General features: G+C 69.2%; 21 protein-coding genes. 7 read left to right on the top strand and 14 right to left on the bottom strand.

Going from position 1 to position 22,697, the window contains the following annotated elements; genetic code table 11:
* The first annotated feature begins 41 nt into the window (after positions 1-41).
* A complete protein-coding gene (locus ACSYGN_RS18415) occupies positions 42-746 on the top strand; it encodes a SigE family RNA polymerase sigma factor (protein WP_460396978.1) in 705 nt (234 codons plus the stop codon).
* Positions 743-2,182 (top strand): hypothetical protein, encoded by a 1,440-nt coding sequence (locus ACSYGN_RS18410; RefSeq protein WP_460396975.1) that lies wholly within the window; start codon positions 743-745, stop codon positions 2,180-2,182. Before ACSYGN_RS18415 ends, ACSYGN_RS18410 begins: the two co-directional genes overlap by 4 nt.
* 15 nt (positions 2,183-2,197) lie before the next feature.
* Here the strand turns inward: ACSYGN_RS18410 and ACSYGN_RS18405 are convergent, their stop codons facing one another.
* Positions 2,198-3,016, bottom strand: a complete 819-nt coding sequence (locus ACSYGN_RS18405; RefSeq protein ID WP_460396973.1) for an SURF1 family protein — start codon at positions 3,014-3,016, stop codon at positions 2,198-2,200.
* A gap of 342 nt (positions 3,017-3,358) precedes the next feature.
* On the opposite strand from ACSYGN_RS18405, the gene ACSYGN_RS18400 reads away from it, so the two are divergent.
* Positions 3,359-5,182, top strand: coding sequence for a S9 family peptidase (locus tag ACSYGN_RS18400; RefSeq protein ID WP_460396971.1), 1,824 nt, complete (start codon positions 3,359-3,361; stop codon positions 5,180-5,182).
* Positions 5,183-5,561: 379 nt separating this feature from the next.
* On the opposite strand, the gene ACSYGN_RS18395 is transcribed toward ACSYGN_RS18400, so the two are convergent.
* Positions 5,562-7,565: an NAD-binding protein gene (locus ACSYGN_RS18395; RefSeq protein ID WP_460396969.1), complete on the bottom strand. Its 2,004-nt coding sequence runs from the start codon at positions 7,563-7,565 to the stop codon at positions 5,562-5,564.
* 220 nt (positions 7,566-7,785) lie between these two features.
* Here ACSYGN_RS18395 and ACSYGN_RS18390 point away from each other — a divergent pair, with 220 nt between their 5' ends.
* Positions 7,786-8,829, top strand: a complete 1,044-nt coding sequence (locus tag ACSYGN_RS18390; RefSeq protein WP_460396966.1) for a permease — start codon at positions 7,786-7,788, stop codon at positions 8,827-8,829.
* The gene (locus tag ACSYGN_RS18385; protein ID WP_460396964.1) at positions 8,826-9,542 is read left to right on the top strand and encodes a TIGR03943 family putative permease subunit; all 717 of its coding nucleotides are present in this window, start codon (positions 8,826-8,828) and stop codon (positions 9,540-9,542) included. The genes ACSYGN_RS18390 and ACSYGN_RS18385 overlap by 4 nt, the downstream gene beginning before the upstream one ends.
* Before the next feature lie 56 nt (positions 9,543-9,598).
* Here the strand turns inward: ACSYGN_RS18385 and ACSYGN_RS18380 are convergent, their stop codons facing one another.
* The 5 genes from ACSYGN_RS18380 to ACSYGN_RS18360 all read right to left on the bottom strand — a co-directional run bounded on the left by ACSYGN_RS18380 (position 9,599) and on the right by ACSYGN_RS18360 (position 13,231).
* Positions 9,599-9,985, bottom strand: coding sequence for a PIN-like domain-containing protein (locus ACSYGN_RS18380; RefSeq protein WP_460396962.1), 387 nt, complete (start codon positions 9,983-9,985; stop codon positions 9,599-9,601).
* Positions 9,975-10,631: a DUF433 domain-containing protein gene (locus tag ACSYGN_RS18375; RefSeq protein ID WP_460396960.1), complete on the bottom strand. Its 657-nt coding sequence runs from the start codon at positions 10,629-10,631 to the stop codon at positions 9,975-9,977. Before ACSYGN_RS18375 ends, ACSYGN_RS18380 begins: the two co-directional genes overlap by 11 nt.
* An 85-nt stretch (positions 10,632-10,716) precedes the next feature.
* Positions 10,717-11,658 carry a hypothetical protein gene (locus ACSYGN_RS18370; protein ID WP_460396958.1) on the bottom strand — a complete coding sequence of 314 codons (942 nt, stop codon included), beginning with the start codon at positions 11,656-11,658 and terminating at the stop codon, positions 10,717-10,719.
* A 564-nt stretch (positions 11,659-12,222) separates the two neighbouring features.
* Positions 12,223-12,354 carry a DUF397 domain-containing protein gene (locus ACSYGN_RS18365; protein ID WP_460396956.1) on the bottom strand — a complete coding sequence of 44 codons (132 nt, stop codon included), beginning with the start codon at positions 12,352-12,354 and terminating at the stop codon, positions 12,223-12,225.
* Positions 12,317-13,231 (bottom strand): helix-turn-helix domain-containing protein, encoded by a 915-nt coding sequence (locus tag ACSYGN_RS18360; protein WP_460396954.1) that lies wholly within the window; start codon positions 13,229-13,231, stop codon positions 12,317-12,319. The genes ACSYGN_RS18365 and ACSYGN_RS18360 overlap by 38 nt, the downstream gene beginning before the upstream one ends.
* Before the next feature lie 178 nt (positions 13,232-13,409).
* Here ACSYGN_RS18360 and ACSYGN_RS18355 point away from each other — a divergent pair, with 178 nt between their 5' ends.
* Complete coding sequence (locus tag ACSYGN_RS18355; RefSeq protein ID WP_460396952.1) at positions 13,410-13,868, top strand: ATP-binding protein; 459 nt, start codon at positions 13,410-13,412, stop codon at positions 13,866-13,868.
* Positions 13,869-13,970: 102 nt separating this feature from the next.
* Here the strand turns inward: ACSYGN_RS18355 and ACSYGN_RS18350 are convergent, their stop codons facing one another.
* The 6 genes from ACSYGN_RS18350 to ACSYGN_RS18325 form a co-directional block, all read right to left on the bottom strand.
* Complete coding sequence (locus tag ACSYGN_RS18350; RefSeq protein ID WP_460396950.1) at positions 13,971-14,405, bottom strand: hypothetical protein; 435 nt, start codon at positions 14,403-14,405, stop codon at positions 13,971-13,973.
* 383 nt (positions 14,406-14,788) lie between these two features.
* Entirely contained in the window at positions 14,789-15,304 is a 516-nt protein-coding gene (locus ACSYGN_RS18345; protein WP_460396947.1) for a hypothetical protein, read from the bottom strand.
* Between the two features lie 109 nt (positions 15,305-15,413).
* Positions 15,414-17,189 carry an alpha/beta hydrolase gene (locus tag ACSYGN_RS18340; RefSeq protein WP_460396945.1) on the bottom strand — a complete coding sequence of 592 codons (1,776 nt, stop codon included), beginning with the start codon at positions 17,187-17,189 and terminating at the stop codon, positions 15,414-15,416.
* A gap of 6 nt (positions 17,190-17,195) precedes the next feature.
* The gene (locus ACSYGN_RS18335; protein WP_460396943.1) at positions 17,196-17,633 is read right to left on the bottom strand and encodes an amino acid ABC transporter permease; all 438 of its coding nucleotides are present in this window, start codon (positions 17,631-17,633) and stop codon (positions 17,196-17,198) included.
* 82 nt (positions 17,634-17,715) lie between these two features.
* On the bottom strand, positions 17,716-18,036 hold the full coding sequence (locus tag ACSYGN_RS18330; RefSeq protein WP_460396941.1) for a hypothetical protein: 321 nt from the start codon (positions 18,034-18,036) through the stop codon (positions 17,716-17,718).
* Positions 18,037-18,336: 300 nt separating this feature from the next.
* A complete protein-coding gene (locus ACSYGN_RS18325; RefSeq protein WP_460396939.1) occupies positions 18,337-18,645 on the bottom strand; it encodes a hypothetical protein in 309 nt (102 codons plus the stop codon).
* 175 nt (positions 18,646-18,820) lie between these two features.
* Between ACSYGN_RS18325 and ACSYGN_RS18320 the strand changes: the two genes are divergently transcribed.
* Positions 18,821-20,704 (top strand): hypothetical protein, encoded by a 1,884-nt coding sequence (locus ACSYGN_RS18320; RefSeq protein WP_460396937.1) that lies wholly within the window; start codon positions 18,821-18,823, stop codon positions 20,702-20,704.
* Between the two features lie 59 nt (positions 20,705-20,763).
* Here the strand turns inward: ACSYGN_RS18320 and ACSYGN_RS18315 are convergent, their stop codons facing one another.
* Entirely contained in the window at positions 20,764-22,452 is a 1,689-nt protein-coding gene (locus tag ACSYGN_RS18315) for a fibronectin type III domain-containing protein (protein WP_460396935.1), read from the bottom strand.
* Between the last annotated feature and the right edge of the window lie 245 nt (positions 22,453-22,697).

Below are 22,697 nucleotides of genomic sequence, written 5' to 3'. Positions count from 1 at the left end.
CGCACGTACAACCCCTTGGGGGTTCGGGGCGTCAAACAGACGTGGCAGAGGTACTCGACTTCTCCCCCAGGCTCTTCGAGCAGGGGGTTCCCCCAGCGGCCCGCGGCGGCAGCGCCGTACGGCGCCGACCGGCGACGCTCCGACCCCGTATGCCCGGCGCGCCCGGCGGCATGCCGGTGATCGCGCCCATGCCCGCAGCGCGGCCTGCCCGCATACCCAGCCAGCGTGACGCCGCCGACGAGACCGTCGCGGCCGGCACCACCGTCGATCACCTCACCGAGACCTACCGGGCGCACTACCGCCAGTTGCTGGGTCTCGCCGCCCTCCTGCTCGACGACACCGCGTCCTGCGAGGACATCGTCCAGGAGGCGTTCATCCGCGTTCACTCCGCACGCAGACGCGTCCGCGACCCGGAGAAGACGCTCGCCTATCTGCGTCAGACGGTCGTCAACCTCTCCCGCTCGGCCCTGCGCCGCCGCATCCTCGGCCTCAAACTGCTGTCCAAGCCGATGCCGGACATGGCCAGCGCCGAGGAGGGCGCCTACGACCAGCTGGAGCGCGACTCGCTGATCAAGGCGATGAAGGGCCTCCAGCGGCGCCAGCGCGAGGTCCTCGTCCTGCGCTACTTCGCGGACATGACCGAGGCCCAGGTCGCGGAGACGCTCGGCATATCGCTGGGCTCGGTCAAGGCGTACGGCTCCCGGGGGATCGCGGCACTGCGGATCGCCATGGAGGCACGGGCATGACGGGCAAGGACCAGAGGCGCGACCGCGAGGAGCGGCACGAGCCTCACGCGCCGTACGAGTGGCACGAGCCGATGCAGGACGAGCAAGAGCACACGGACACGCACGCTGGGAACGGAACTGTGAACGACGGCCCCGACGAACTCGCCCCTGAGGGGACCGCCCCGGACGGGCGCCCCCACGACGGGCAGGACTCGGCCGGGAACAGTCCGCTGGGCTTCGGCGCTTTTGGCGTCGGTGCCGGTGCCGGTGCCGGTGCCGGTGCCGGTGCCGGTGCCGGTACTGGCGCCGGTGTCTTCGGTCTCGGCGGCGGCGACCGTGGCCGCGACGGCCGCGACGGCGACCGTGGCCACGACGACCGCGGAGGCCACAGAGGCCATGGAGGCCATGGAGGCCACGACAGCCTGGGTCTCGACGGGCTGGATCAGGACGAACTGGCGCTGCGCGCCATGCTGCACGGCGCCGTCGACGAGATGCACCCGCGGGACGGCGTGCTGGAGCATCTGCGCCGCGCGGTACCGGCCCGGCGGGCGCGCAAGCGCCAGGCGCTGGTCGGTATGGCGGCCGCCGCGCTCTTCATCGGCACCGCGGTCCCGGCCCTGTTGCACGTCTCCGCCGTGACGGGTTCCGACGCGGACCCTTCGATCGCGGGCAGCAGCTCGCAGGCCCAGGGCGGCACCGACCAGGGCAAGAAGCCTGACGGCGGCTCGGGCGGCTCCGGCGGCGGCAGCGGCCACTCCAAGGGCGGCGGCAGCGGCGGCGGCCAGAGCGGTGGCAAGGGCAACGGCTCGGGCGGCGGCAACGGCTCGGGCGGCGGCACCAGTGCCTCGGCCAGCCCCGGAACCAGCGTCCCGCTGTGTACGGCGGCGCAGCTCGGCTCGGCGACCTCGACCGTCGCGAGCCCCGACTCGGCGGGGGTCGTCTACGGCACGTTCCGCGTCGTCAATGTGTCGAGCAGCAACTGCACGGTCGGCAGCGAGGGCACCGTCGCCACGGCGGTCCAGGGCGCTGCGGACGCCGCCAAGATCAGCGTGGTCCAGCACACGTCGGGGGACGCGGCGACCGGCCTGCCGGACCCGTCGACCGAGGCGTCCCAGCTGCTTCTGCTGCCCGGCGCGGCGTACCAGGTGAAGTTCGCCTGGGTACCCTCGCAGACCTGCCCCACCAACGGCGGCACCGACCCCAGCACCTCACCGGACCCGTCGCCCTCGGCGAGCACCGGCACGACCGGCACCACCGGCGGCAACACCGGGGTCACGACCCAGCTCGCCAATGAGGACTTCATGACCGCGGCCCAGCTCGCCAAGGAGGACGCCCTGACCGACGGCAGCGTCGTGGTGTCCCATACGACGGCCGCGGGCTCGCCGACGGTCTCGGCGACGGTGTCCGGCGCCTGCGCGGGGACGGTGTACCGGACAGGGGTGCTCCCGGGGTCGTAGCCGGGGCGGAGGTGCCTAGGGCGCCGCAGCCACCGTGTCCTCCTCGTCCTCCTCCGGCACGATCCCCAGCGCCGCGTCCCGGGCGAACTCCACCTCGCGGCGCATCAGCCGGAACCACATGAAGACGACGAAGCCCGCGAAGACGAACCACTCGCCGGTGTAGCCGAGGTTCTGGAACGCCTTGAGGTCGAGCCCGGAGCCCGCGGGCGCCGTGGCGGGCACGGCCTTCATTCCGGAGTCGCCCTTGTCGAGGGTGATCCAGGCGTCGTACAGCCGGTACGGCACGAGGTTGACGAGTGAGGCGGAGCTGATCGCGGCGGTCTGCCCGGCCGGGAGCCCGCTGCGGGCGCTGACCCCGTTGTCGCCGGGCGTCTCGGACGCCTGGAGGGTGCCGGTGACGGTGACCTCGCCGGTGGGCGCGGCGGGCGCCTTCGCCGGGTCGGGGCTGCCGGGCAGCCAGCCGCGGACGACAGGGACGGCCTTGCCGGAGTCGGCGCCGGAGCCGGAGCTGGCGTCGATGCGCAGGAGTGTCAGCACGTAGAAGCCGCGCCGGTCGTCGAGTTCGCGGTCGGGGACGAGGAGCTGCTTGCCGTACCGGCCGGTGACGGTGGTCCGCTTGCCCGAGGTGGCCTTGGTGACGGGCAGCAGCTCGGTGAGAGGCTTGGCGGCCTCGTGCGAGGCGGACTCGATCTGCCGGGTCTGGTCCCGGTGCTCCTGCACACGGTCCTCGAACCGGCTCAGCTGCCAGGACCCCATGAAGATGCAGAAGGGGATGGCCAGCAGGGTGAAGACGTTGATCCCCCACCATCGGGGCGTCAGCAGGAACCGGTACACGCGTCAACGGTACGGCCCCGGTGTCCGGCGCCTGGCCGGGGGGTGGGTCTGGACGTGGGCCTGGACGTGGGCCTGGGGGTGAGACTCGGACGGCCTCGGTGTCTCGGCTGAGCAGGTCGGGCGAAGTCCACTGCGGTTCGGCAGCTCCCTGAAGGGGCGCGGGGCTGTACCGATCTGCGGCTCCGCCGCGTGGGCACGACCAGCCACGATGGTGCCGCAGACGGCATACGGCACATCACGGCACTTCCAGCGGAGCGCTCAGGCGTTTCCGCTCGGCAAAGTTATCCACAGGCTGTGAAAGCTCTCTCACAAGGTAAGGGCCCGACCAGGCAAGATGGGCCCATGACTGAGAGCAACGCATCAGCTTCGCCGCAGCGGAGCGAGGGGATGCCGGACTGGGAGAAGCGCTTCCGGGCGCCACGGGTGTCGCTGCCCGACTGGGCGGAGGACGCGCCGGACCGCTCCCTGTTCGTGTCGAACGCGACGGGGACGTACGAGCTGTACGCCTGGGACCGCGCGACGGGTGAGCAGCGCCAGGTGACGAAACGGCCGAACGGCACCACGGACGGTCTGCTCTCCCCGGACGGCCGCTGGATCTGGTGGTTCGACGACAAGGACGGCGACGAGTTCGGGGTGTGGCGCCGTCAGCCCTTCGACGGCGGCGAGAACGAACCGGCCACGCCCGGCCTGGAGCCCTCCTATCCGGCGGGTCTGGCCCTGTCGCGGGACGGCAAGATCGCGGTGGTGGGCCGCTCCACGGACGAGGACGGTACGACGATCCATCTCGCCCGGGTCGGGGAGGTCCCGGTCGAGGTGTACCGGCACCGGGAGTCCGCGGGCGTGGGCGATCTGTCGCACGACGGCTCGCTGATCGCGATCGAGCACACCGAGCACGGCGACGCCATGCATTCGGCGCTGCGCGTGATGCGCCCGGACGGCACGACGGTAGCCGACCTGGACGACACCCTGGGCGGCACCGAGGAACTGGGCCTGGACGTGCTGGGCTTCGCCCCGGTCGACGGCGACACCCGGCTGCTCATCGGCCATCAGCGGCGCGGCCGCTGGGAACCGCTGGTGTGGGACGTGGCCACGGGCACGGAGACCGATCTGGCGCTCGACCTGCCGGGCGATGTCAGCGCCGAGTGGTTTCCGGACGGTTCGGGGCTGCTGATCGTGCACGGCTTCGAGGCCCGGAGCGAGATGTTCCGCTACGACCTGGCGAGCCGTGAGCTGACCGGGATCCCGACCCCGCAGGGCACGCTGTCGGGTGCGACGGCGCGGCCGGACGGCAGCGTGGAGTACCTGTGGTCGTCGGCGGCACAGCCGTCGGTGGTGCGCTCGACCGGCGGCGGTGTGGTGCTGGACCCGCCGGGGATGCGGTCGCCGGGTTCGGTGCCGGTGGAGGACGTGTGGGTGGAGGGCCCCGGGGGCCGGATCCACGCGCTGGTCCAGAAACCGGCGGGGGCGACGGGCCCGCTGCCGACGGTCTTCGACATCCACGGCGGCCCGACCTGGCACGACAGCGACTCCTTCGCGGCGGGCCCGGCGGCGTGGGTCGACCACGGGTATGCGGTGGTGCGGGTCAACTACCGCGGTTCGACGGGCTACGGCCGCGCGTGGACGGACGCCCTGAAGCATCGGGTGGGCCTGATCGAGCTGGAGGACATCGCGGCGGTCCGGGAATGGGCGGTCGCCTCGGGCCTGGCCGACCCCGCCCGCCTGATCCTCACGGGCGGCAGCTGGGGCGGCTACCTCACGCTGCTCGGCATGGGCACCCAGCCGGACGCATGGGCGCTGGGCATCGCGGCGGTGCCGGTCGCGGACTACGTCACGGCGTACTACGACGAGATGGAAGCCCTCAAGGCCATGGACCGCACCCTCCTCGGCGGCACCCCGGAGGAGGTCCCGGACCGCTTCGAGGCGTCGTCCCCGCTGACGTACGTCGACGCGGTCAAGGCCCCGGTCTACATCTCGGCGGGCGTCAACGACCCCCGCTGCCCGATCCGCCAGATCGAGAACTACGTCAAGCGCCTGGAGGCGAGGGGCGCGGTCCACGAGGTGTACCGCTACGACGCGGGCCACGGCTCGCTGGTGGTGGACGAGCGGATCAAACAGGTCCGCCTGGAACTGGACTTCGCGGAGCGGCATTTGGGGACGGGGGAGTAGGCAGGCGACGGGAGTCGGCTGAGCCGGCGTGCCGGGGCTGGCGGGGGGAGTCGGCTGGGGAGGGTGCCGGGGCGGTGCCGGTGGCGGGGGCGGCGGTGGTAGGGGTGTCGGTGGTGGGGCGGCGCCGGGGGCGATGGGCGGAATTCGCCCACGTGCCCGGCACGTGCCCCGCCCTCGCTGATCAACCGCGCTGCAACAACTCCCCCAGGGGCGCGGGGAACTGCGCGATCAACCACGACGGCGCCGCACCCGCAGAACCCCACCGCGGCGCGGGCGCCGAGGCACCGGACCAACCGCTGGCCGCCCACCCCGGCACCAACTCCCTCAGGGACGCGGGGAACTGCGCGATCAACCACAACGGCGCCGCACCCGCACAACCTCACCGAGGCGGGGTCGCCAACGCACCGGACAACCCCCCGCCCCCGGAGGGGCTACGTCCCAGCAACTCGGCGAGCCCCCGCCGCGTCACGGCGAGGACGACCCGGTCCTGGGGGCGCAGCACATAGTCGGCGTCGTACTGGTCGAAGTCACCGACAAGCCGCACGGGTTCACCGGCCCGCCCGTCGGCCGCAGGCCCCCGTGCCACCGCCGCCCCGGCGGCCCCGCCCCGTTCGAGGACCAGCACCCGCCAAGCCCCGGCCCGCGAGGCATGCCGTACCGCCTTCCCCTCCAGCTGCGGATGTCCGCCCACGTCCAGCACCGCGAACAGCAGCACCCGCCGCTCGACGGGAATGGCACCGAGGATCTGCCGCCCCTGCATGGCCCCGGCGAATGCGGGGGCGGCGAGGTGGCTGACGCTGCGGCTGCGGGTGAGGGCCTGCGGATGGGCGGCGCGGAGGGTGCGGTAGACGGCGGTGGCGAAGTCGTCGTCGTAGAGCCGCAGTACGACCCGCAGATCGGGCCGCAGGGAGCGGGCGTAGAGCACGGCTTCGAGGTTGGTGGTGTCGGAGCTGGAGAGCGCGAGGAGCGCGTGGGCGCGATGGATCTTGGCGGCTTCGAGGACGCCCTCCTGGGTGACGTCGCCGAGGACGACGGGCACGCGCAGCCGCCGGGCGGTGGCGAGGCCGCGCGCGTCGGCCACGGCTTCGACGCAGACGACCGGGATGTGCAGTTCGCGCAGCCGGGTCAGCACCCGGGTGCCGATCTTCCCGAGCCCGAGAAGGACGACATGCCCGCTGAGCCCGCGGGGCGGCTTGCGCAGCCCGGAGGCGTTGCGGAAGGTCCCGAGCCCTTCGAGGACGGCGGCGATCAGCACGGGAAGCAGCAGCAACCCGACAAGCCCGGACAGCAGTTGGAGAAGCTGCCGCCCGAGGGATTGACCGATGGCGGGATCGTCGATGGCGAAGAGATCGAGAAGAGTCAGATAGAAGGCGCTGAGCGGATGGATCCCGCTGACGACGGACAGCGCCACGGCCAGCGCGACCACGCACGCGAACATCCCGGCGAGCAACCAGCGCAGCCGCGGCGAGAACAGCGAGGCGAAGGCGGGTACGACCCCGCCGACCGCGTCCCCGACCGTGCCCCCGGCGGACAGCGACGAGGGCGGGTCGGCGGTGTAGGAGACCTGCTCCAGTACGACGGTCCCGCGCCCGGTGGCGGCTCGTACGGCGGCCTCGTCGGGCAGCAGCCGGGGCCGTCCCTGCTCGCGGCTCCCCTCGGACCCTTCGGCCCCGGCGGGATCGCTGCTGGTCGTGGAGAGCAGGGCGAGGGTGCACAGCCCGGGGTCGGCCACCTCGCCGGGGGCGGGTGGCGGCCGCTCGACGACCTGGAGCAGGACACGGTCGGTCTGGATGACCTTGCTTGTGCCGGCGACTGCGGTGGCAGCGAGGGCGGGCGCGGCGGTGTCGGCGTCGGAGAGCACGATGGTGCAGGAATCGCCGTCGGACCCGTCCGTCCCGCTGTCGTCGGTCGTGGCCAACGCGGCGGCCTGGTCGAGGAGTTCCTCGATGTGCTGCCCGAGCCGCCGGTTGTAGAGGCGCAGCACCAGCCGGATCCGGGGATTGAGCCGACGGGCGGTGAGGGCGGCGCGGATGTTGGTCTCGTCGTCCTCATGGACGAGGGCGAGCGCGACGGCTCGCTCGACCCCGGCGGCGAGGAGCACGCTCTCGCTCACCTCGACGGCTTGGATCACCTGCTCCGCTGAACCGTTACTGCCGTTGCTGCCACCGGCGTTGGCGCTGCCGCCGACGCGCCCGGTGGCGGCGGTGACGACCCGGTCGACCCGGTCGAGTATCGCTGCGGACGCGGCACGGGCCCGCCCGACGACGGCCATCCGGACGGCACGCTCGGCCGGCGGGACGACAAGGGTGACCGTCTCGCCGTAGACATGCCGCAGTTCGGCGGCGAGCCGGTGCGCGAGCGCGTCGTCACCGCACACGATCATGTGCGCGGGCCCGCGACCACCCTGACCCTGACGGCTCTGCTGGCCCTGTTGGCTCTGCTGACTCTGATTAGGAACGCTCCCCACGAGGGCAAAGAGTGCCCCAGGAAGACGGCTGGTTCCAGCATCCGCTGAACGTGCACGAGGGGCAGGCCGTATTCCGGGGGAGGAGCCCTGGCCCTCTGGGCGCTCAAGTCCCGCAGCCGCAGCGGAGGTACGACCCGTGACCCTCACGAAGCCCCCTCCGACGACGGAGCGGACGGAGCAGACAGATCGGACGCATCGGACGGAGCGCCAAGGCTCCCGGGGCTCGGACGGCTGGACTCTCAACTCGCCCCTCCTCCTGACCCTGTTGCTTCTGACGGTGGTGGCAGGCCAGGCCCCGATCCGCAAGGCGCTCTCCGCACCGGTGATGCAGAGCTGGACGACGGTGTTCGTGGCCGTGGTGGTCCAGGCGCTCCCCTTCCTGGTCCTGGGCGTACTGCTGTCGGCGGCGATAGCGGTGTTCGTCCCGGCGTCGTTCTTCGCGAGGGCACTGCCGAGCCGTCCGGCGCTGGCGGTCCCGGTGGCGGGGATGGCGGGCGCGGTGCTGCCGGGCTGCGAGTGCGCGTCGGTCCCGGTGGCAGGAGCCCTGGTCCGCCGAGGCGTCCCCGCCTCCGCGGCCCTGGCCTTCCTCCTCTCCGCCCCGGCGATCAACCCGATCGTGCTGACGGCGACGGCCGTGGCGTTCCCGCGCAACCCGGAGATGGTGGTGGCACGCTTCGCGGCGAGCCTGCTGGTGGCGTGCGCGATGGGCTGGCTGTGGCAGCGCATAGGCCGCCCGGACTGGCTGAAGGCGCCGCAGCACCACGCCCACGATGCCGGGACAAAGGGCGAGACCTTCTGGTCCTCCGTCCGCCACGATGTAATGCACGCAGGCGGCTTCCTGGTGGTGGGAGCGATGGCGGCGGCGACACTGAAGGCGGTCGCCCCGGCAAGCTGGCTGCGCACGGCGGCGGAGAACCCGGCGCTGGCGATCCTGGCCCTGTCCGTCCTGGCGGTGTTGCTGTCGATCTGCTCGGAGGCGGACGCGTTCGTGGCGGCATCGCTGACGCAGTTCTCTCTGACGGCGAAGCTGGCGTTCCTGGTGGTGGGCCCGATGATCGACCTGAAGCTGTTCGCGATGCAGGCGGGCACATTCGGCAGGACCTTCGCCCTGCGCTTCGCACCGACGACGTTCGCGCTGGCGATAGCGGGAGCGCTGCTGACAGGAGCGATCCTGCTATGAACAAACAAGCCCAGTCGGCGGTCCTGTTCCTGATGGGCGCGGCGCTGCTCCACGCGGGCACGACGGATCTGTACCTCCGCTACGTAAAATCGGCCCTGCGCCCGCTACTCCTCCTGGCAGGCGCGGTACTACTGCTGACGGCGCTGGCGACGACGTGGTACGAGTGGCGGGCTTCGCGCCGGGTCACTGGTCCTGACGACGTCCACCGCGAACCGCGGATCTCCTGGCTCCTTCTCCTCCCCCTCTTCGCACTGATCCTGGTGGCGCCGCCAGCACTGGGCTCGTACAGCGCGGTGAGGACAGGCACAGCGCTGCAACAGCCGTACGGCTACGGAAAATTGCCGGAGCGCGGGGTGCTGCGGCTGAGCCTGGTGGACTACGCGGGCCGCGCGGCGTACGACCATGGCCGCCACTTGACGGGCCGCACGATCCAGATCACGGGTTTCGTGTCCCTGGACGCGAAGGGCACCCCGTACCTGGTCCGCATGGCCCTGAACTGCTGCGCGGCAGACGCCCAGCCGGTGAAGATAGCCCTGACGGGCAAGATCCCCCCGGTCCTCCAGCCGGATACCTGGCTGGAGGTGGCAGGCACCTACACCCCCCGGGAGTCCCGGGACCCGATCAACAACGGGAGGATCCCGTACCTGAAGGTCACCACGGCCAAACCGGTCCCGACCCCGCACGATCCGTACGACGAGAGCTGGAACCAATGACGGAACGCGGACCCCTGCGCGCACCCGGACCCACCTGATGGGTCCGCCGTCACTGATCAGGGCCAGGTGCGGTCGATCCTGTCCTGCCGCACGGCGTAGGCGGCCGGACCGCCTTTCTCGATGGCTTGATGGATTGCATCGCGGCAGACGACGAGCCGGTGAACCATCTCAACACTGCGGAGCTGCTGGTTGTCCAGGTAGAAGAGCACCGCTTCGCGCTCCAGGACCGGCCGGATCTCCAGATCGCGGGTCTTGATCCGCCCGTCTTTGGACAACGGGACCCACGACCGGTCGAGACCGTGAGCGATCCACTCCTCGTCGGGAACGTCCTGCCCGTCGTCCGGGAAGACGTCGCCGATCCGGTGCACCGTCCATCCGGAGGCTCGCAGCCCCTCGGCGACCCGGCGACCGAGGTTCCGGTCGAGGAAGAACTCAGGCAGCAAGGTGCACCACTGCCTGGCAGAGAGCGTGCACCTGCTCAGGCGTCATGTCGTAGTCGTACGCGATGTCCTCGACGGTCTCCCCGGCCTCCCACAGATCGGTGATGGCCTTCACCGCGACGCGGTTGGCGGCCACGACGGGCAGCCCATGACCGAAACGCGGATCGATCACGACGGGGACGGAGGCCGGGTACTGGCGCAGTCGCAGGCTGGAGGGGAAGTCGTCGCCCGGCTCCCAGGTCAGATAGCGGAGGTAGTCCGAAACCACTTCGTGGATGGGGACTTGGCCGTCGCGTGCCCGTCGGAGATCCCCCCAGCCGTGCTCGACGAAGATGTCCACGCCGTCTGTCGCGATCCGTTTGGAGACGAGTCCGTACGGCGTGTCGAAGGCGTCCCGCACGGCGGCGGCAGCGTCCCTGATCTCACTCATACGGAGCCCGAGGGTGCGCAGGGACCGCAGGACGTGGGCTTCCGCCACGGCGATGAAGGGGACGGAGGGCTGCCCCTTCCGAACGGGCTCCACCTGATGGACCAAGGGCGCGCCGGCCGCCCTGCTCTTCAGCCAGGAGACGAGGGTCGACTGCGGAATCTCCAGGTAGGAGGCGGTCTCCGCGGGTGTCAGAAATCCGTCCGTGAACCTGTCGACCATGTCCCACCTCCTCTTGGTGCCGGGTTTCGCATCGTCGCACATCAAGCCTCCCACCGGCCGGAGGACCACACACCGGGCCACCGGCTCAGCAGACCGCACGAAGTTGCTCCTTGGACCGGCATTCCCGGCATCGCCCGCCCAGTACCGGCGTGCGGAATGCGCGGTCGCAGCCGTCGCAGTTTTGAAGTGGATGGATGACGGCTGGCCGGTCCTGCACGGTCGGTGTCGCCGTCGCTGACGGGGGAGGCAGCGGCAGGGGCGTCTCGCGGAGCCGGTAGGCGAGGATGCCGACGGGACGGCCGAGGAAATGGTCGGGGAGCCGTTCGGTGAGCAGCGAGACGATCCGCACCTTGTCCATGCCTGCCGCGAGCCATTGGCTGATGCCGGGGGCGAGTCTCGCGGCCTCCCGCATGGAGAGGTCGAGGCGGGGGTCGACCCGGCGCAGTGAAGTGAGAACGGCGAGGACCTGCGGATCGATGTCGGCGAGCACCACGGGTTGTTCCGGCTCCGGCTCCGGCTCCGGTTCCGGCTGGGGCTGTGGCTGCGAACATGGCTGCTGCGGAGCGGGGTCGGGAGTGCTCGCTACTGGAGGCGTTGTGCCGTCTGCTGCCGCGCGCCTCGTCTTCCGCGGCCGGGGCGGAGACGGCGGCTCCAGCGGGCCGTCGGGGTCCGTGTCGCCGCAGGGGACGTCGTAGAAGTAGGTCCGGGTGCAAATGTTTCCGTTGGACTGCCGTTCGCGTCGGCGGTCCAGGTATCCGGCCTCTTCGAGGACCCGGAGCGCCCGGGAGATGAGAATCTCGCCCTCATCGAAGTGCCCGCACAGGGCATCGATGCTGACAGGGGTGCCGTCAGGCAGCGAGGCGATGTAAGCGGCGACCCCGACGACGACCGCGCTGCCGGGCTGCTGGGCGAGGTCGTTGGAGATAACGGTGAACTCGGCGTCGAGCCGGGTACGGATGTGGATCACGCCGGAAGTCGGAGCTCCGGCGTCGGCGCGCAGGCGCGCGTTAGACTCACGGTCAGCCATCGGGAAGGTGTCTCTTCCTGGGGTCAGGCCCTCGTTCGGGATTTGCGGTCCCGGCCGGGGGCCGTCGTCTGTGTGGGTTGTTGCGGCGAACGTAACCGTCCGCCTGCCACGCCAGCAAGCCAGTCACCCGGACGAGTGACGCGGGCCTCTTGGCGAGGAGGGCGGGTGGGTGGGTAGTTCTTTCCACCAGTTCTTTAAGGAGGTCAGCGGCCCACCGGCCCCTCACGAACAAGGACCTGGTGGACCTGAACCCCACGCAACAACCGGCCCCAGCCGCCTCAGAGACGGTGAGCCGGTGCCTTCAACTCGCTTACGAATGCGACCCAGGGACCGGGACTGAAGGCGAGCACGGGCCCGTGAGGGATTCGAAAGTGTCAGCAGGCCCGTCCTGAGTTTCGGACATCGACACGCCGTGGCTGACGGCGTGTCGATGTCCGAAACTGCCCGGAAGCAGAGACTACGTTCCGCCGGACGGGCTCGAACTCACCCGCGGGGTGGCCGAGCCACAGTGCTTCGGACATGAAGCGGTGTCCTTCCTGGGCTGCATCGGAGAACCTCGCCAACTCAGTTGAGGTGGTGTGGGGCCTTCAACTTGCCTATGAACGCAGCCCAGGAACCGGACTCGAAGACGAGAGCGGGCCCGTGCGGGTCCTTGCTGTCACGGACGGGGACGACGCCCGGGAAGCCGTCGGCCACCTCCACGCAGTCGCCGCCCGCCTGATTGCTGTAGCTGCTCTTGCGCCAGTCGACGCCGTTCAGATCTGGATGGGACATTCGCGCCACGGTAGTTGCCCTCCATCGCGGACCGGATCATGTCGAGCGACATGAGTGGGGACAGCGCTGCTGCCCGCAGTCGATCGTAAATCACCTCGTAACGGGTGACCTCGTCCGTGTCCTCGATGAGTTGGCCGTAGTCCGAGCCCTCCGTGTAAGCCGCCGAAGAGCCGTCGGGCAGGGTCAGAATCGTCAGAGATCCGCCCATCGCCTCGTGTCCGCCATGGTCGAACGGCAGTACCTGCACGGTGATGTGGCGTTCAGCGGCGGCATCCAGCAGTCGAGCCAGTTGCTCCCGCATGACAGCAGGCCCGCCGATCGGGCGCCGAAGTACAGCCTCATCCAGGATGACCCACAAGTTGGGTGCCCCCGGTGAGCGAAGTCGCTCCTGTCGGCTGATCCGTGCCGCTACTCGCTCTTCCAACTGCTCCTCATCACGCAGCAGTACGTCGAGGCTCAGCACCGCACGCGCATACGCCTCGGTCTGCAAGAGGCCCGGTACCACATGGGCCGCGTACTGGCTGATGGCCACCGCCTGCTCCGAAAGCGCAATGAAGGCTCTCGACCAGTCGGGGAACGCCTCCCGATACACATACGGCCAAAGGTCGATGAGAAGGTCGTCCGCAACCAGCGCCACATCCAGCGCCCGCGCAAGCTTCAGCGTGGGCCTGGCCCCGGACGCCCGCTCGATCTGGGTGATGCGGGTGGCCACGACGTGGACCATGCTGCCGAGTTCGACCTGGGTCAGCCCCGCCGCGATACGGAGCTTGCGGACGCGCGAGCCGAACAGCGCCGCCATGGACGTACCGGGATCAATTGCGTTGGCCAAGGCGTCACTTCCGTTCCTTACGAGCCGAAAGGTAATGCTGTGTCACCTTCCGAGCGTAGGGCGGTCGGACGACTCTTGGGTACGGAACGTAATGATTTGTGTACGCCGAGAGACGTAGGTCGACTCGGCAGGCGAGGAAGAGGCCGAAGTGCTGACAGAAACGCCCACCTCGAACGAGGACCCCCGAAGGACCCTGGAACCGCTACCGCTGAAGGCGCAGTTCACGTCATCGCCGCGAGGCGCGTGGCTGGCCCGCCAGGCCGCCGTACGGCAGATGGAGACGTGGGGACACGACCGGACGTCGGACGCGTCGTGCACCGTAGCCCTGGTGGTCGCCGAACTCGCGGCCAACGCCGTACGACACGGCCACGCGCCGGGCCACGACTTCAGCCTCCACCTGACCTTCGACGAGCCGTCGAAATTGATCCGAGTCGAGATGGCGGACGCCGTCGCCGGAAAACACCCCCCGACGACGGCCCCCACGGCCCACCCCGACGACGAATCGGGCCGCGGCCTGCTCCTGGTGGACACGTTGGCACTGCGCTGGGGCTGGACCCCCCGCGACCCGGTGGGCAAGACGGTGTGGGCGGACGTGCCGCTTGACTAGCCTGCGCAGCAACCTCATGTCGTGCCGGATTCGACGCGGTACCCGATCTTCCCGTCCGATTCCGAGAACACCAGTGACGCGTAGAGGATCACCTCACTGTGATCAGTACTGGGTGTTGAGATCCGTGCCCTCGGGAGCCCGCCAGCAGCCGGAGACGATGTTGATCAGGATCTTCGGTTCCTTCTCGTGGCCGGCTGTCGGGCTCGATACCCAGAGTTCGGCGTTCACGGAGAAGGGCTCGGTCTTGGAGTCCGCCGTGAGGGAGAGCGACTTGGCCCGGCTCTTGTTGGGGCCGTAGTCGACGATCTTCCAGCCCTTCTTCGGCAGTTCCTCCCGCAATCGCTGGAAGCCAGCCCTCAGCTCGTCCTCGGAGACGCCGTAGACCGACCAGGGATGGAAGGTCTTGTAGAGGTGCTCGGGGTCCTCGTCGCAGGTCGAAACACTGGGACCCGGCTCCGTGGCCTTGGCCGTACGCATGTCGATCATCTCGTAGATCGCGCTGGAGGCGGCCTTCGCCTTGTCGCGGGCCGTGTCCACATCCAGCGTGGGGAGCCTGGAGGCCGCTTCCGAGCTGGAGGCCTGTTGCGTCGAGGGCGAGTGTCCGTTGTCGTCCGCAGTCTTCGAACATCCAGCCGTGAGAAGGGAAACCACGGCTGTGGCGGCGGCAAGGCCAATGAAGGCACCCCGGTACCGCTTCCTTACTAGGACACGCATCAGCATTGCCTTACGTATTGCGACCCTCGGACGGCAGACCGTCGAGCGCCAACGGACCGTCTAGCATCCCTGCGGCCGACAGCACCCCGACAGCGCTGGTTGGGCTGGCACCGGTCAGTCTGTCCCGGGGACACTCCATCGCTAGGCCCCCGCCAGGGTGTTCCAGATGTCCGGGTTTCGGAGTCAGCCGGATCACCTCACCGCGATCAGTACTGGGTGTTGAGATCCGTGCCCTCGGGGGCGCGCCAACAGCCGGAGACGACGGTGATCGCGAGCAGCGGGTCCTTCTCGTGCGGGTTGGTCAGGGTGGACACGATGAGCACGGCGTTCACTGAGAAGCGGTCCGTCTCCGAATCCGCCGTGAGAGAGAGCGACTTGGCCTCGCTGTTGTTGGGGCCGTAGTCGACGATCTTCCAGCCCTTCTTCGGCAGTTCCTCCCGCAGCCGGTGGAAGCCCGCCTTCAGTTCGTCCTCGGAGACGTCGTAGACCGACCAGGGGTGCCGCGTCATGTAGAAGTGCTCGGGGTCCTGCTCTTCGCAGGTCGAGATGGCGGGTCCGCGCTCGGTGACCTTGCCTTTGCGGATTCCGACCATTTCGTAGATTGCGCTGGAGGCGGCCTTCGCCTTGTCGCGAGCTTTGTCCACGTCCAACGTGGGGTGCCCGGAGGCTGTCTCCGAGCTGGATGACTGCGGCATCGAGGTGGAGCGTCCATTGTCGTCCACGGTCTTCGAACATCCTGCCGTGAGAAGGGAAACTACGACTGCGGCGGCGGCAAGACCGATGGCGGCCCCTCGGTACCGCTTCCTTACTGGGCTATGCATCAGCGTCACCTTACGGGTAGACAACTTGGTTGTACCGTCCAGTAACTACGGCCGCCTGGTTCCAGAGGCTGTACGAACCTTTGTCCCAGTAGCCACTGTGACCACTCGTGTCGACACCCATGCGATGCGCGCCGAACGCTTCGTCTGACGGAACCGTCTGGATGGGACCGGCGTCGTACGGCAGCCCATGAAAGGTCTGGACGCCCCACTTGTAGCCGCCGAGGTGGGCGATCTTGCCGCCCAGCGGAACCGGGTCGTTGTGTGCCGCCTCGGACCACACGTGGTTCTTGCCGACGTCCAGGTCGCTTGCGTCGCCGACCAGCATCCCCGGGCTGCCCGCCACAACGATTTCGTCCGCAGCGAAGTGGCCCGGGGCCTTCGACGCTGCGCCCACGGTGGTGGAACCGTAGCTGTGGCCAATGACGGCGGTGTGGCTGGCATCCGGGCCGCCCTGGACTGTCTGCAGACCATCCAGGAAGTTGTTCAGCTTGGGGGCGCCCTCGTAGGCCCAATGCTTCTCCATGGCCTCAGGGGCGATGTTCTGCGGGGCGTCGTACCCGATCCAGGTGATGGTCGAGGTGGTTTTGCCGGGAGACAGCTGGTGGCTGGCGTCCCACACATCCTGCATGCGCTGGATGTCGCCTTTGGCCCCCGCCAGCTTCGACTTCGTCCCCGGCACATACACCGCCGTGTTGTCCGCCGTGTCCGGGTTGCCGTTCGCCACGATGGCGTGACCGTTGCCCTTGAGGTCGAACCCCAGTAGGTAGGCCGGGGGTAAGCCGTCGATGCCGGTCCGGTCGAAGCGGGACTGGATGGCGTCCATGCCCTTGAGCTGGTCCTTGTACTTGTTGCCGATGGCGTTCCACGCCGTCCATTCCGGGTTCGTGATGATCCTGCCCGGGGTGACGATCTGCTTCTCCTGCTCCGGGCCCAGCCGGTCGAGATTGTGTTGGATCTGGGCGTGGGCCTCATCCAGCACGATGCGGTTGGACGAGTCGCGGACCACGCTCGGGATGCCGTCGAGAGCGCCGATCTCGGCCGGATACAGCGTCTGGTACTCCTCGCGCTGCTCCTGCGTGAGGCCGTCCCACCACTTCTTGTTGTCGGCGGGGGACTTGCCCTGCGGAATGCCGTCCTCGCTGAGGTAGCTGCCGACCGTCTTCTGGACGTCGCCCATGTCGTGGGCCTCGTCCATCAGCATGTCGTCGGTCACGGCCAGGCCGTCCGGTGCCTTCAGTTCACGCAATATCTTGGCGTACCGGTTGTCGATCTCGACGGCGCTGTTCACTGCCTGCGAGATGCGTTCGGCGATGTCCTCGGCCTTGCCCTTGTTGGGGTCGCCGTTGGCTTCACCCGCACCGGGCAGGTACGGGACCGGGGCGCCCGGCTTGGCGACTCCGGTGCCGGAACCCAGGAGAACCGCGGTGCTCCTCGGATACTCGACCGAGCCGTCCTCATTCACCGTGAACTTGAGATCGGCCGCGTCGTCGAGGGCCTGCTTCAGCTTCCGCTGGGCGCCCGACAGTTCTGAGGCGAGGCCGATCAGGGTCGTGCGGACGAGACCGCATTCGCCGTGCAGGTACTGGTAGTTGCGGCCCAACTGGGTCAGGTCGCCTTCTGCCGAGGTCTGCGCCTCACCCTTCTGCGTGGTGTGGATCGGTGCCGACATCTCCTGGTCGACCCGGATGCGTGCTGCGTCGGCCCGGTTACTGGCCTTGCCCCAGCCGCCGGCGGCTTCCTCGTACTCGGCAAGCTTCGCGTCGCGTAGTTGCTGCCATGTGGGCATACCGCCTCACCGCGCCCAGTCGGGCTTGTCGCCGGTCTTGACACCATTGATCTTGTCGGCGACGGCGGGGTCGACTTCGCCGAAATCGCGGCCGGTCTTGGCAAGTGCGCCGTGCAGTCGGTCGCACTCGTTGCGCACCGAGGTCAGCCGCTTCTCCCAGGTGGGAAGGATCTCGTTCAGCGCGGCCGTGCTGGCGAAACCGTCGGTACCGCCCTTGACGCCCTCGTGCGCCGTCTTGAGCTCGGTGAGCCCCGAGTTGGTGGCGGTCTGCAGTTCCTCAGCCACGGTGGAGGCTTTCGTCCATGGCCCCTTCGACGCCTTCAGATCAGGGGCCGATCCTCCGCTGGAACTGCTCGATCCTCCGCCTCCCTGATCGGGCACATGGTCGATCTGCATCCGCTGGGCGGCATCTGCCTTGAGTTGCTCCCACTCGTCCCACGCCATCGGTGTGGCCTCCCCCTCCTCGTGGCGGCGATGTGGTGTGTGCAGTGTGCCGTGATGCGTTGTGTTGCCGCGGTGCGCCAGCCTATTGATCTGGCCCAGGGAGCGCCTGAGTATTCGTACTCACATGAGGCGGGCGTGCCGTGTTTCCCCCGTAGCCACCGCTGTCATTCCTGGACCATGTCAACCCGTCCGTCGCGAGCTGCTTCTGACTGCCGTCGTGCTTGGCGATGATGTCGCGCAGCCCGGTCGCCGCGATCCGCATGGGGATGGCTGGGATCGCCCGGTCGGGGCCGGCCAGAGTCCACATGCCGTGCTTTCGGGAGGTTTCGCGGACGAGCCGCTCGCCGGTTGTGGAGCAGTGCCGGGCCAGCATGGCGAGCGGTACCTGGCGGTTCAGCGCCATGTAGTCCGCGCGCGAGAGATTCGCAAAGAGCAGTCCGTCGGGGCCAGAAGGCGGCCAGCGGCCGAGAGTTGGTCCAGCCCTTCTTGCTCATCACTTCCTTGCAGATGGTGTGGAGGTCCTGTCGTTCCTCCTTTCCGCGAGCGACTCCTGCGTTGTCGATGTCGTCGATGACATAGGTCCCCGTACCACGGAACGCGAAGGCGAGCGCCAGCGCAATCGTCCACGGCCTCTGGTACAGGGCGAGCGGGGGAGCCGCAGACGTCCTTTCTGGAGGCCCTTTTGTCAGGAATACGTGACACCTCAGGAGGCGGGCCCACCGGTCCTGCGGCCGTTCTCGGCGGATCTGATCTCGTCGGCGGCCATCCGCAGATCCCGCCAATCCGCGACAGCCAGCCGGGCGAATCGGATCATCCGCGCGAGATCACCCTGGGAGCAGGTCAGGATGTCCTCAACCACATTCTCGCTCGGCGTGATGTCGCCATAGCAGTCGTGCCATGCGAACTCGACCAGTTCCAGCAGATCGAGCGCGGCGGGAGCCGCACCCTTCCCGACCGCCGCCTCGACTCTCGCCGTGCGTTCTGCCCGACGAGCCGCCCTTCCCACTGCCATAAGCTCCTCCACCTGGAAGACGTGTTATCGACAAGGCACAAACGTGCACGGGAGCACCCGCCAGGGCACCGCGGCCCTGGACCATTCTCCAGCCCGGCGGCCGTGTGAACTATGCCGAGGGCAGGCCGGCAGACATGAAAGCTCGCCACTGACCGCTGAGCTGCATAATCTTGACGTGTCCCGGACCCCTGTTCCCCTACCGTCGGCAGCCGCGCCGACAGACGTGCCCGCCTGGCTGTCCACCGATGCCGAGGAGTGGGCGAGGCTCCGACCGGCTGCCTGGGCGCGGCCGGTGTGGCCCGTCCTGGCCCTGATCGTCACCGTCGCGTGGGCGAGCGTCATAGACCCGCAGCCGCCCTGTAGTGCGGCGGCCCCGTGCGGCCCCGACTGGGGCGGCATGATGCAAATGGGACTGGCCATCGGCCTGTTGTACTGGCTGGTCGAACTGCCCGAACTGACACTGGTCGCCGCCCCCGTCCTGGCGGTCATCGTGGCTTGGGTGGAGCTGCCGGGGGTGGGCGGAACCCGCCTGGCAGCGAACGTTGCGGTGATCGTGGCCCTGGCCCTCGGTGTGGCGTCGGCTGGAGAGCGGCTGGCCGCCTGTGGCAGACAGAGGGAACTCGGCGAGCGGGCCGCCGGTATACGGCAACCGCTGCCTCACCCCGTCGGTCCGCTGGCACGCGGAATGATCCCGGTCGGCGCGGGCTTGATCCTCTGCGCGCTGGCCGCGGTACCGGTTGTCATGGGACTGCGCGGCATACGGGCGGACGAGGACCACGCGGCCCACGCCACACCGACGACCGCGCGTGTGATCCACCGGGGAGAGGACTCGATACGCCTGCGCACCGCCGACGCACGGCACCTTACTGTCGGCGCGCTTTACCCGGAGGACTATGGCATCGGCAGCACGGTGACTGTGCTGCAGGACGGCTCGTGGCGGCGCCTGGCCGCAGAGCCGTACGACGCCTTCGGCTGGCAATTGCTGACTCTGGCCATGGTTCTGCCCGGCATCTCCCTGCTCGCAACGGGCTCCTTGACCCGTAGCCGTACGGCGTCCCTTCGCCGTGGCCCGGTGCCGGCCTTGCGTGTGTTGCAACGCACCGGCATCGACGGCACGACGTGGGTCTACGCGGCGGACGACGTCACGGGCCGCACTCCGCTGATGAAGTGCCACGTGCTGCCGACGCTACGGGAGGCCCCACTGCCCGAACCGTACCTTCCGAACACCATGGCGTACGGCGATGAGGGATTCCCCGTCGTCGACCAGCACATGCGTGACATGCGTGAAGCCGTCATGTACGGAGCCCCGTACGACGCAGCCGAACTGGTCCTGGTGACCACAGGCGACTGCGCGCATCCGCTGACACTGCGCACATGCACCCCGGCCCGTCGGCCCCGGCCGGGGGAAGGCCGGACACTGCTGGCCGAGGCAGAATCGGCAGGCGCGAGGCCACGATCACGGCTACGACGGCAGCAGCACCACCTCGACGTGGACCGGACCGCCGCGACGCTGAAAGCCACGGGCGAGCCGATGCGCTGGGGCGCCGGCCCCGTGTCCCGGACCGTCGGCGCGGTCTTCATGGTGAGCCTGTTGGCAGCGCAGATCTGGACCCTCATGCGGTCGCTGATGACGGATGGGCCCGGCTTGAACCTCATCGCTGTGCTCGGGCTGTTCCCGGTGACCCACATGGCAGCCACGCTCCTCAACTGGCGGGTCACCGCCGACAGCACAGGGCTGTGGCTGAACGGTGCCTGGAGGCTGCGGCATGTGCCATGGGATCGGGTGCGGGCAATCGAGTACAAGGCGGATGACACGATCGAGATCCGTCTGCCCGGTGGCGAGACGTGGGGACTGCTCAACATGGGCTGGCCGGCTGCGGAACGCTGTCTCGGCATCAGGCCGCAGTACGTCCGCATGGCCGAGGAACTCATCGCCCTCCACCTCCACCCGGACCTACGCCCCACCATCCCCAGCCACCCACAGGACCGCGGCCGTCCAGCGGGCCCGCTCCTGCTCCTCGGGGCGATCCTCATTACCGTGTCGAAGATCATCAGCTGAGACGGGTCAGCCGCCGACGACGACGGGGCCCGGCGACTCCTCCGGGCCCCGCCACGCGCTCAAGGCGCCAGAGTCACCCAGCCGCCGCCGGGAACGGATTCCGTGCCGTCCGCGTACTGTGCCGTCACCCAGTAGTAGTGCGTGGTGCCCTTGGCGGCGCCGGTGTCCTGGTAGGAGGTCGCCGTCGTGGCTGCCAGCTTCTCGTAAGCCTGGGTGCCAGGGTTCCAGCGGTAGACCTGGTAGCCGATGGCGTCGGTCACCGCGGGCCAGGTCAGTTCGACGCCCGCGCCTGCGGAGGCCGCGGTCGGCCGGACCGGTGAGCCCGCCGGCGTCGGCACGCTCGGCGTCAGGTCGAGCTCGGTCGCGACCACGATCTGGGCCTCGCCGGTCCACCGGAAGGAAGAGTTCCCGGCCTTGTCGACGGCGTCGACGATGAAGCAGGACTCCTCACCGTCGGGGTCGGTGGTGTACCCGTACGAGGTGGTGTCGGCCGACACGTAGTAGCCCGGGTAGAGCGAGCACATCCGCTCCTCCTCGTCCCCCAGCAGCTCGCCCCGCCGCACCACGTAACTCGCCAGGTCAGCAGCCGGATTGGCGTCCCAGTGCACCTCGAAGCCGTACTCGGTCGGAGTGACGGTCACCCCGGTGACGGCGGGCGGCGGGGTGACGTCCCGGCGCTTGCCGCTGACGGCGGCGGACTGCGCGGACTCGTTGCCCGCGGCGTCCACAGCGGTCACCCGGTAGTAGTAGGTGGCGCCCTCGACGGCCGAGGCGTCGAGATACGAGCCCTGGCTGCTGCTGCCGACGCCGGTGTAGGTCCCGCCCGCACTGGCCGCCCGGTACACCCGGTACGACACCGCGTCCTCGACCGCGCTCCACCCGACCTGCAGACCCTCCGCCTCGGAGACGGTGCTCAGTCCGGTCGGCACGGCCGGAGCGGTGCGGTCGACGGTGGTGACCGGCTGATCGGCGGTGCCCGTCGACTCGTTGCCCGCCTGGTCGTAGGCGCGGATCTCGTAGTAGTACGCCGCTCCGGTCACCGGCAGAGTCGTGTCCGTGTACGACGTGGCGGTGGTGGTCGCCAGCTTCGTCCAGGTGGTGCTGCCCTTCGTGCGGCGGTAGACCCGGTAACCCGCCAGGTCCATCTCCTTGTTCTGGGACCAGGTGAGCTTGGCCTTCCCCGTCGCCGTGTCGTACGACACGGAGGTTCCGGTCGGGCTGAGCGGCTTGACGCTGTCGACGGTCGAGGAAGTGCGCGGCGTGTATGCGAACTTGACGTTCGCGCTCCCGGTCCAGTTGACATAGTCGACGCGGAGGGTGTGCTTCCCAGAGGGGATGGTCAGGTTGACGGTCTTGGAGACCGTCGACGAGACGTTCTTCCACAGGTCGATCTTGCGGGTGCCGTCGAGGTAGACCCGGATGCCGTCCTGCGTCGCCGCGGTGAGGGCGAAGGGCCCGCCGGAGCCGAAGTCGCGCGTCACCGTCCAGCGGACGGAGAAGTTGTTGGTCGGTAGGCCCGAAGCAGGAGCGCCGGTACCCCAGTTCTCGCTGATCGTCGAGTCGCAGTCGGTCTTCTTCGGTGTACCCGAGAAGGTGGTGTTCGCGAAGAACTGCCGCTTGTAGACGGGGGAAGTGCAGCTGACGGCTGCGGAGGCGGGCGCGGCGAGCGCGGTGAGCAAGCCGCCCGCGGTGGCGAGCACGACGGCGATGGCAGCCGCGGAGGTCGTGCGTCGTCTTGCTGGGTTCATTCGGTCCTCTGATCGGATCAGTACACAGGAAGTCCGTTCCTGATCACGACATGCGAGGCGAGGGAGAGGTTGTACTGATCTTTACAATTCGATGACCGGGACTTTGTCCTGGCCGCCGGTTGCACTGGCCGTCCTCTCTCTCAGCGCCGCCTGCGCCACGTCAGCTGCCTCAGGGTCCTATGGGCTGGCTCGTCGGCACTTGAGGGGCTCCTCGCGGGCTCCGCCCGGCGAGAGGGGCTCTCCGC

This window comes from Streptomyces sp. YIM S03343 (assembly GCF_054729195.1).
Note: the sequence above shows the minus strand (reverse complement) of the source record. Positions and strands in the feature narration are given on the sequence as shown.

Bases quoted from the DNA above. Each gene is read 5' to 3' on its own strand.
- ACSYGN_RS18325 (WP_460396939.1), bottom strand. From the start codon at position 18,645: ATGGCAGTGGGAAGGGCGGCTCGTCGGGCAGAACGCACGGCGAGAGTC.
- ACSYGN_RS18360 (WP_460396954.1), bottom strand. From the start codon at position 13,231: ATGGCGGCGCTGTTCGGCTCGCGCGTCCGCAAGCTCCGTATCGCGGCG.
- ACSYGN_RS18340 (WP_460396945.1), bottom strand. From the start codon at position 17,189: ATGCCCACATGGCAGCAACTACGCGACGCGAAGCTTGCCGAGTACGAG.
- ACSYGN_RS18400 (WP_460396971.1), top strand. From the start codon at position 3,359: ATGACTGAGAGCAACGCATCAGCTTCGCCGCAGCGGAGCGAGGGGATG.
- ACSYGN_RS18370 (WP_460396958.1), bottom strand. From the start codon at position 11,658: ATGGCTGACCGTGAGTCTAACGCGCGCCTGCGCGCCGACGCCGGAGCT.
- ACSYGN_RS18330 (WP_460396941.1), bottom strand. From the start codon at position 18,036: ATGGCGCTGAACCGCCAGGTACCGCTCGCCATGCTGGCCCGGCACTGC.
- ACSYGN_RS18375 (WP_460396960.1), bottom strand. From the start codon at position 10,631: ATGGTCGACAGGTTCACGGACGGATTTCTGACACCCGCGGAGACCGCC.
- ACSYGN_RS18410 (WP_460396975.1), top strand. From the start codon at position 743: ATGACGGGCAAGGACCAGAGGCGCGACCGCGAGGAGCGGCACGAGCCT.
- ACSYGN_RS18315 (WP_460396935.1), bottom strand. From the start codon at position 22,452: ATGAACCCAGCAAGACGACGCACGACCTCCGCGGCTGCCATCGCCGTC.
- ACSYGN_RS18385 (WP_460396964.1), top strand. From the start codon at position 8,826: ATGAACAAACAAGCCCAGTCGGCGGTCCTGTTCCTGATGGGCGCGGCG.
- ACSYGN_RS18335 (WP_460396943.1), bottom strand. From the start codon at position 17,633: ATGGCGTGGGACGAGTGGGAGCAACTCAAGGCAGATGCCGCCCAGCGG.
- ACSYGN_RS18395 (WP_460396969.1), bottom strand. From the start codon at position 7,565: ATGATCGTGTGCGGTGACGACGCGCTCGCGCACCGGCTCGCCGCCGAA.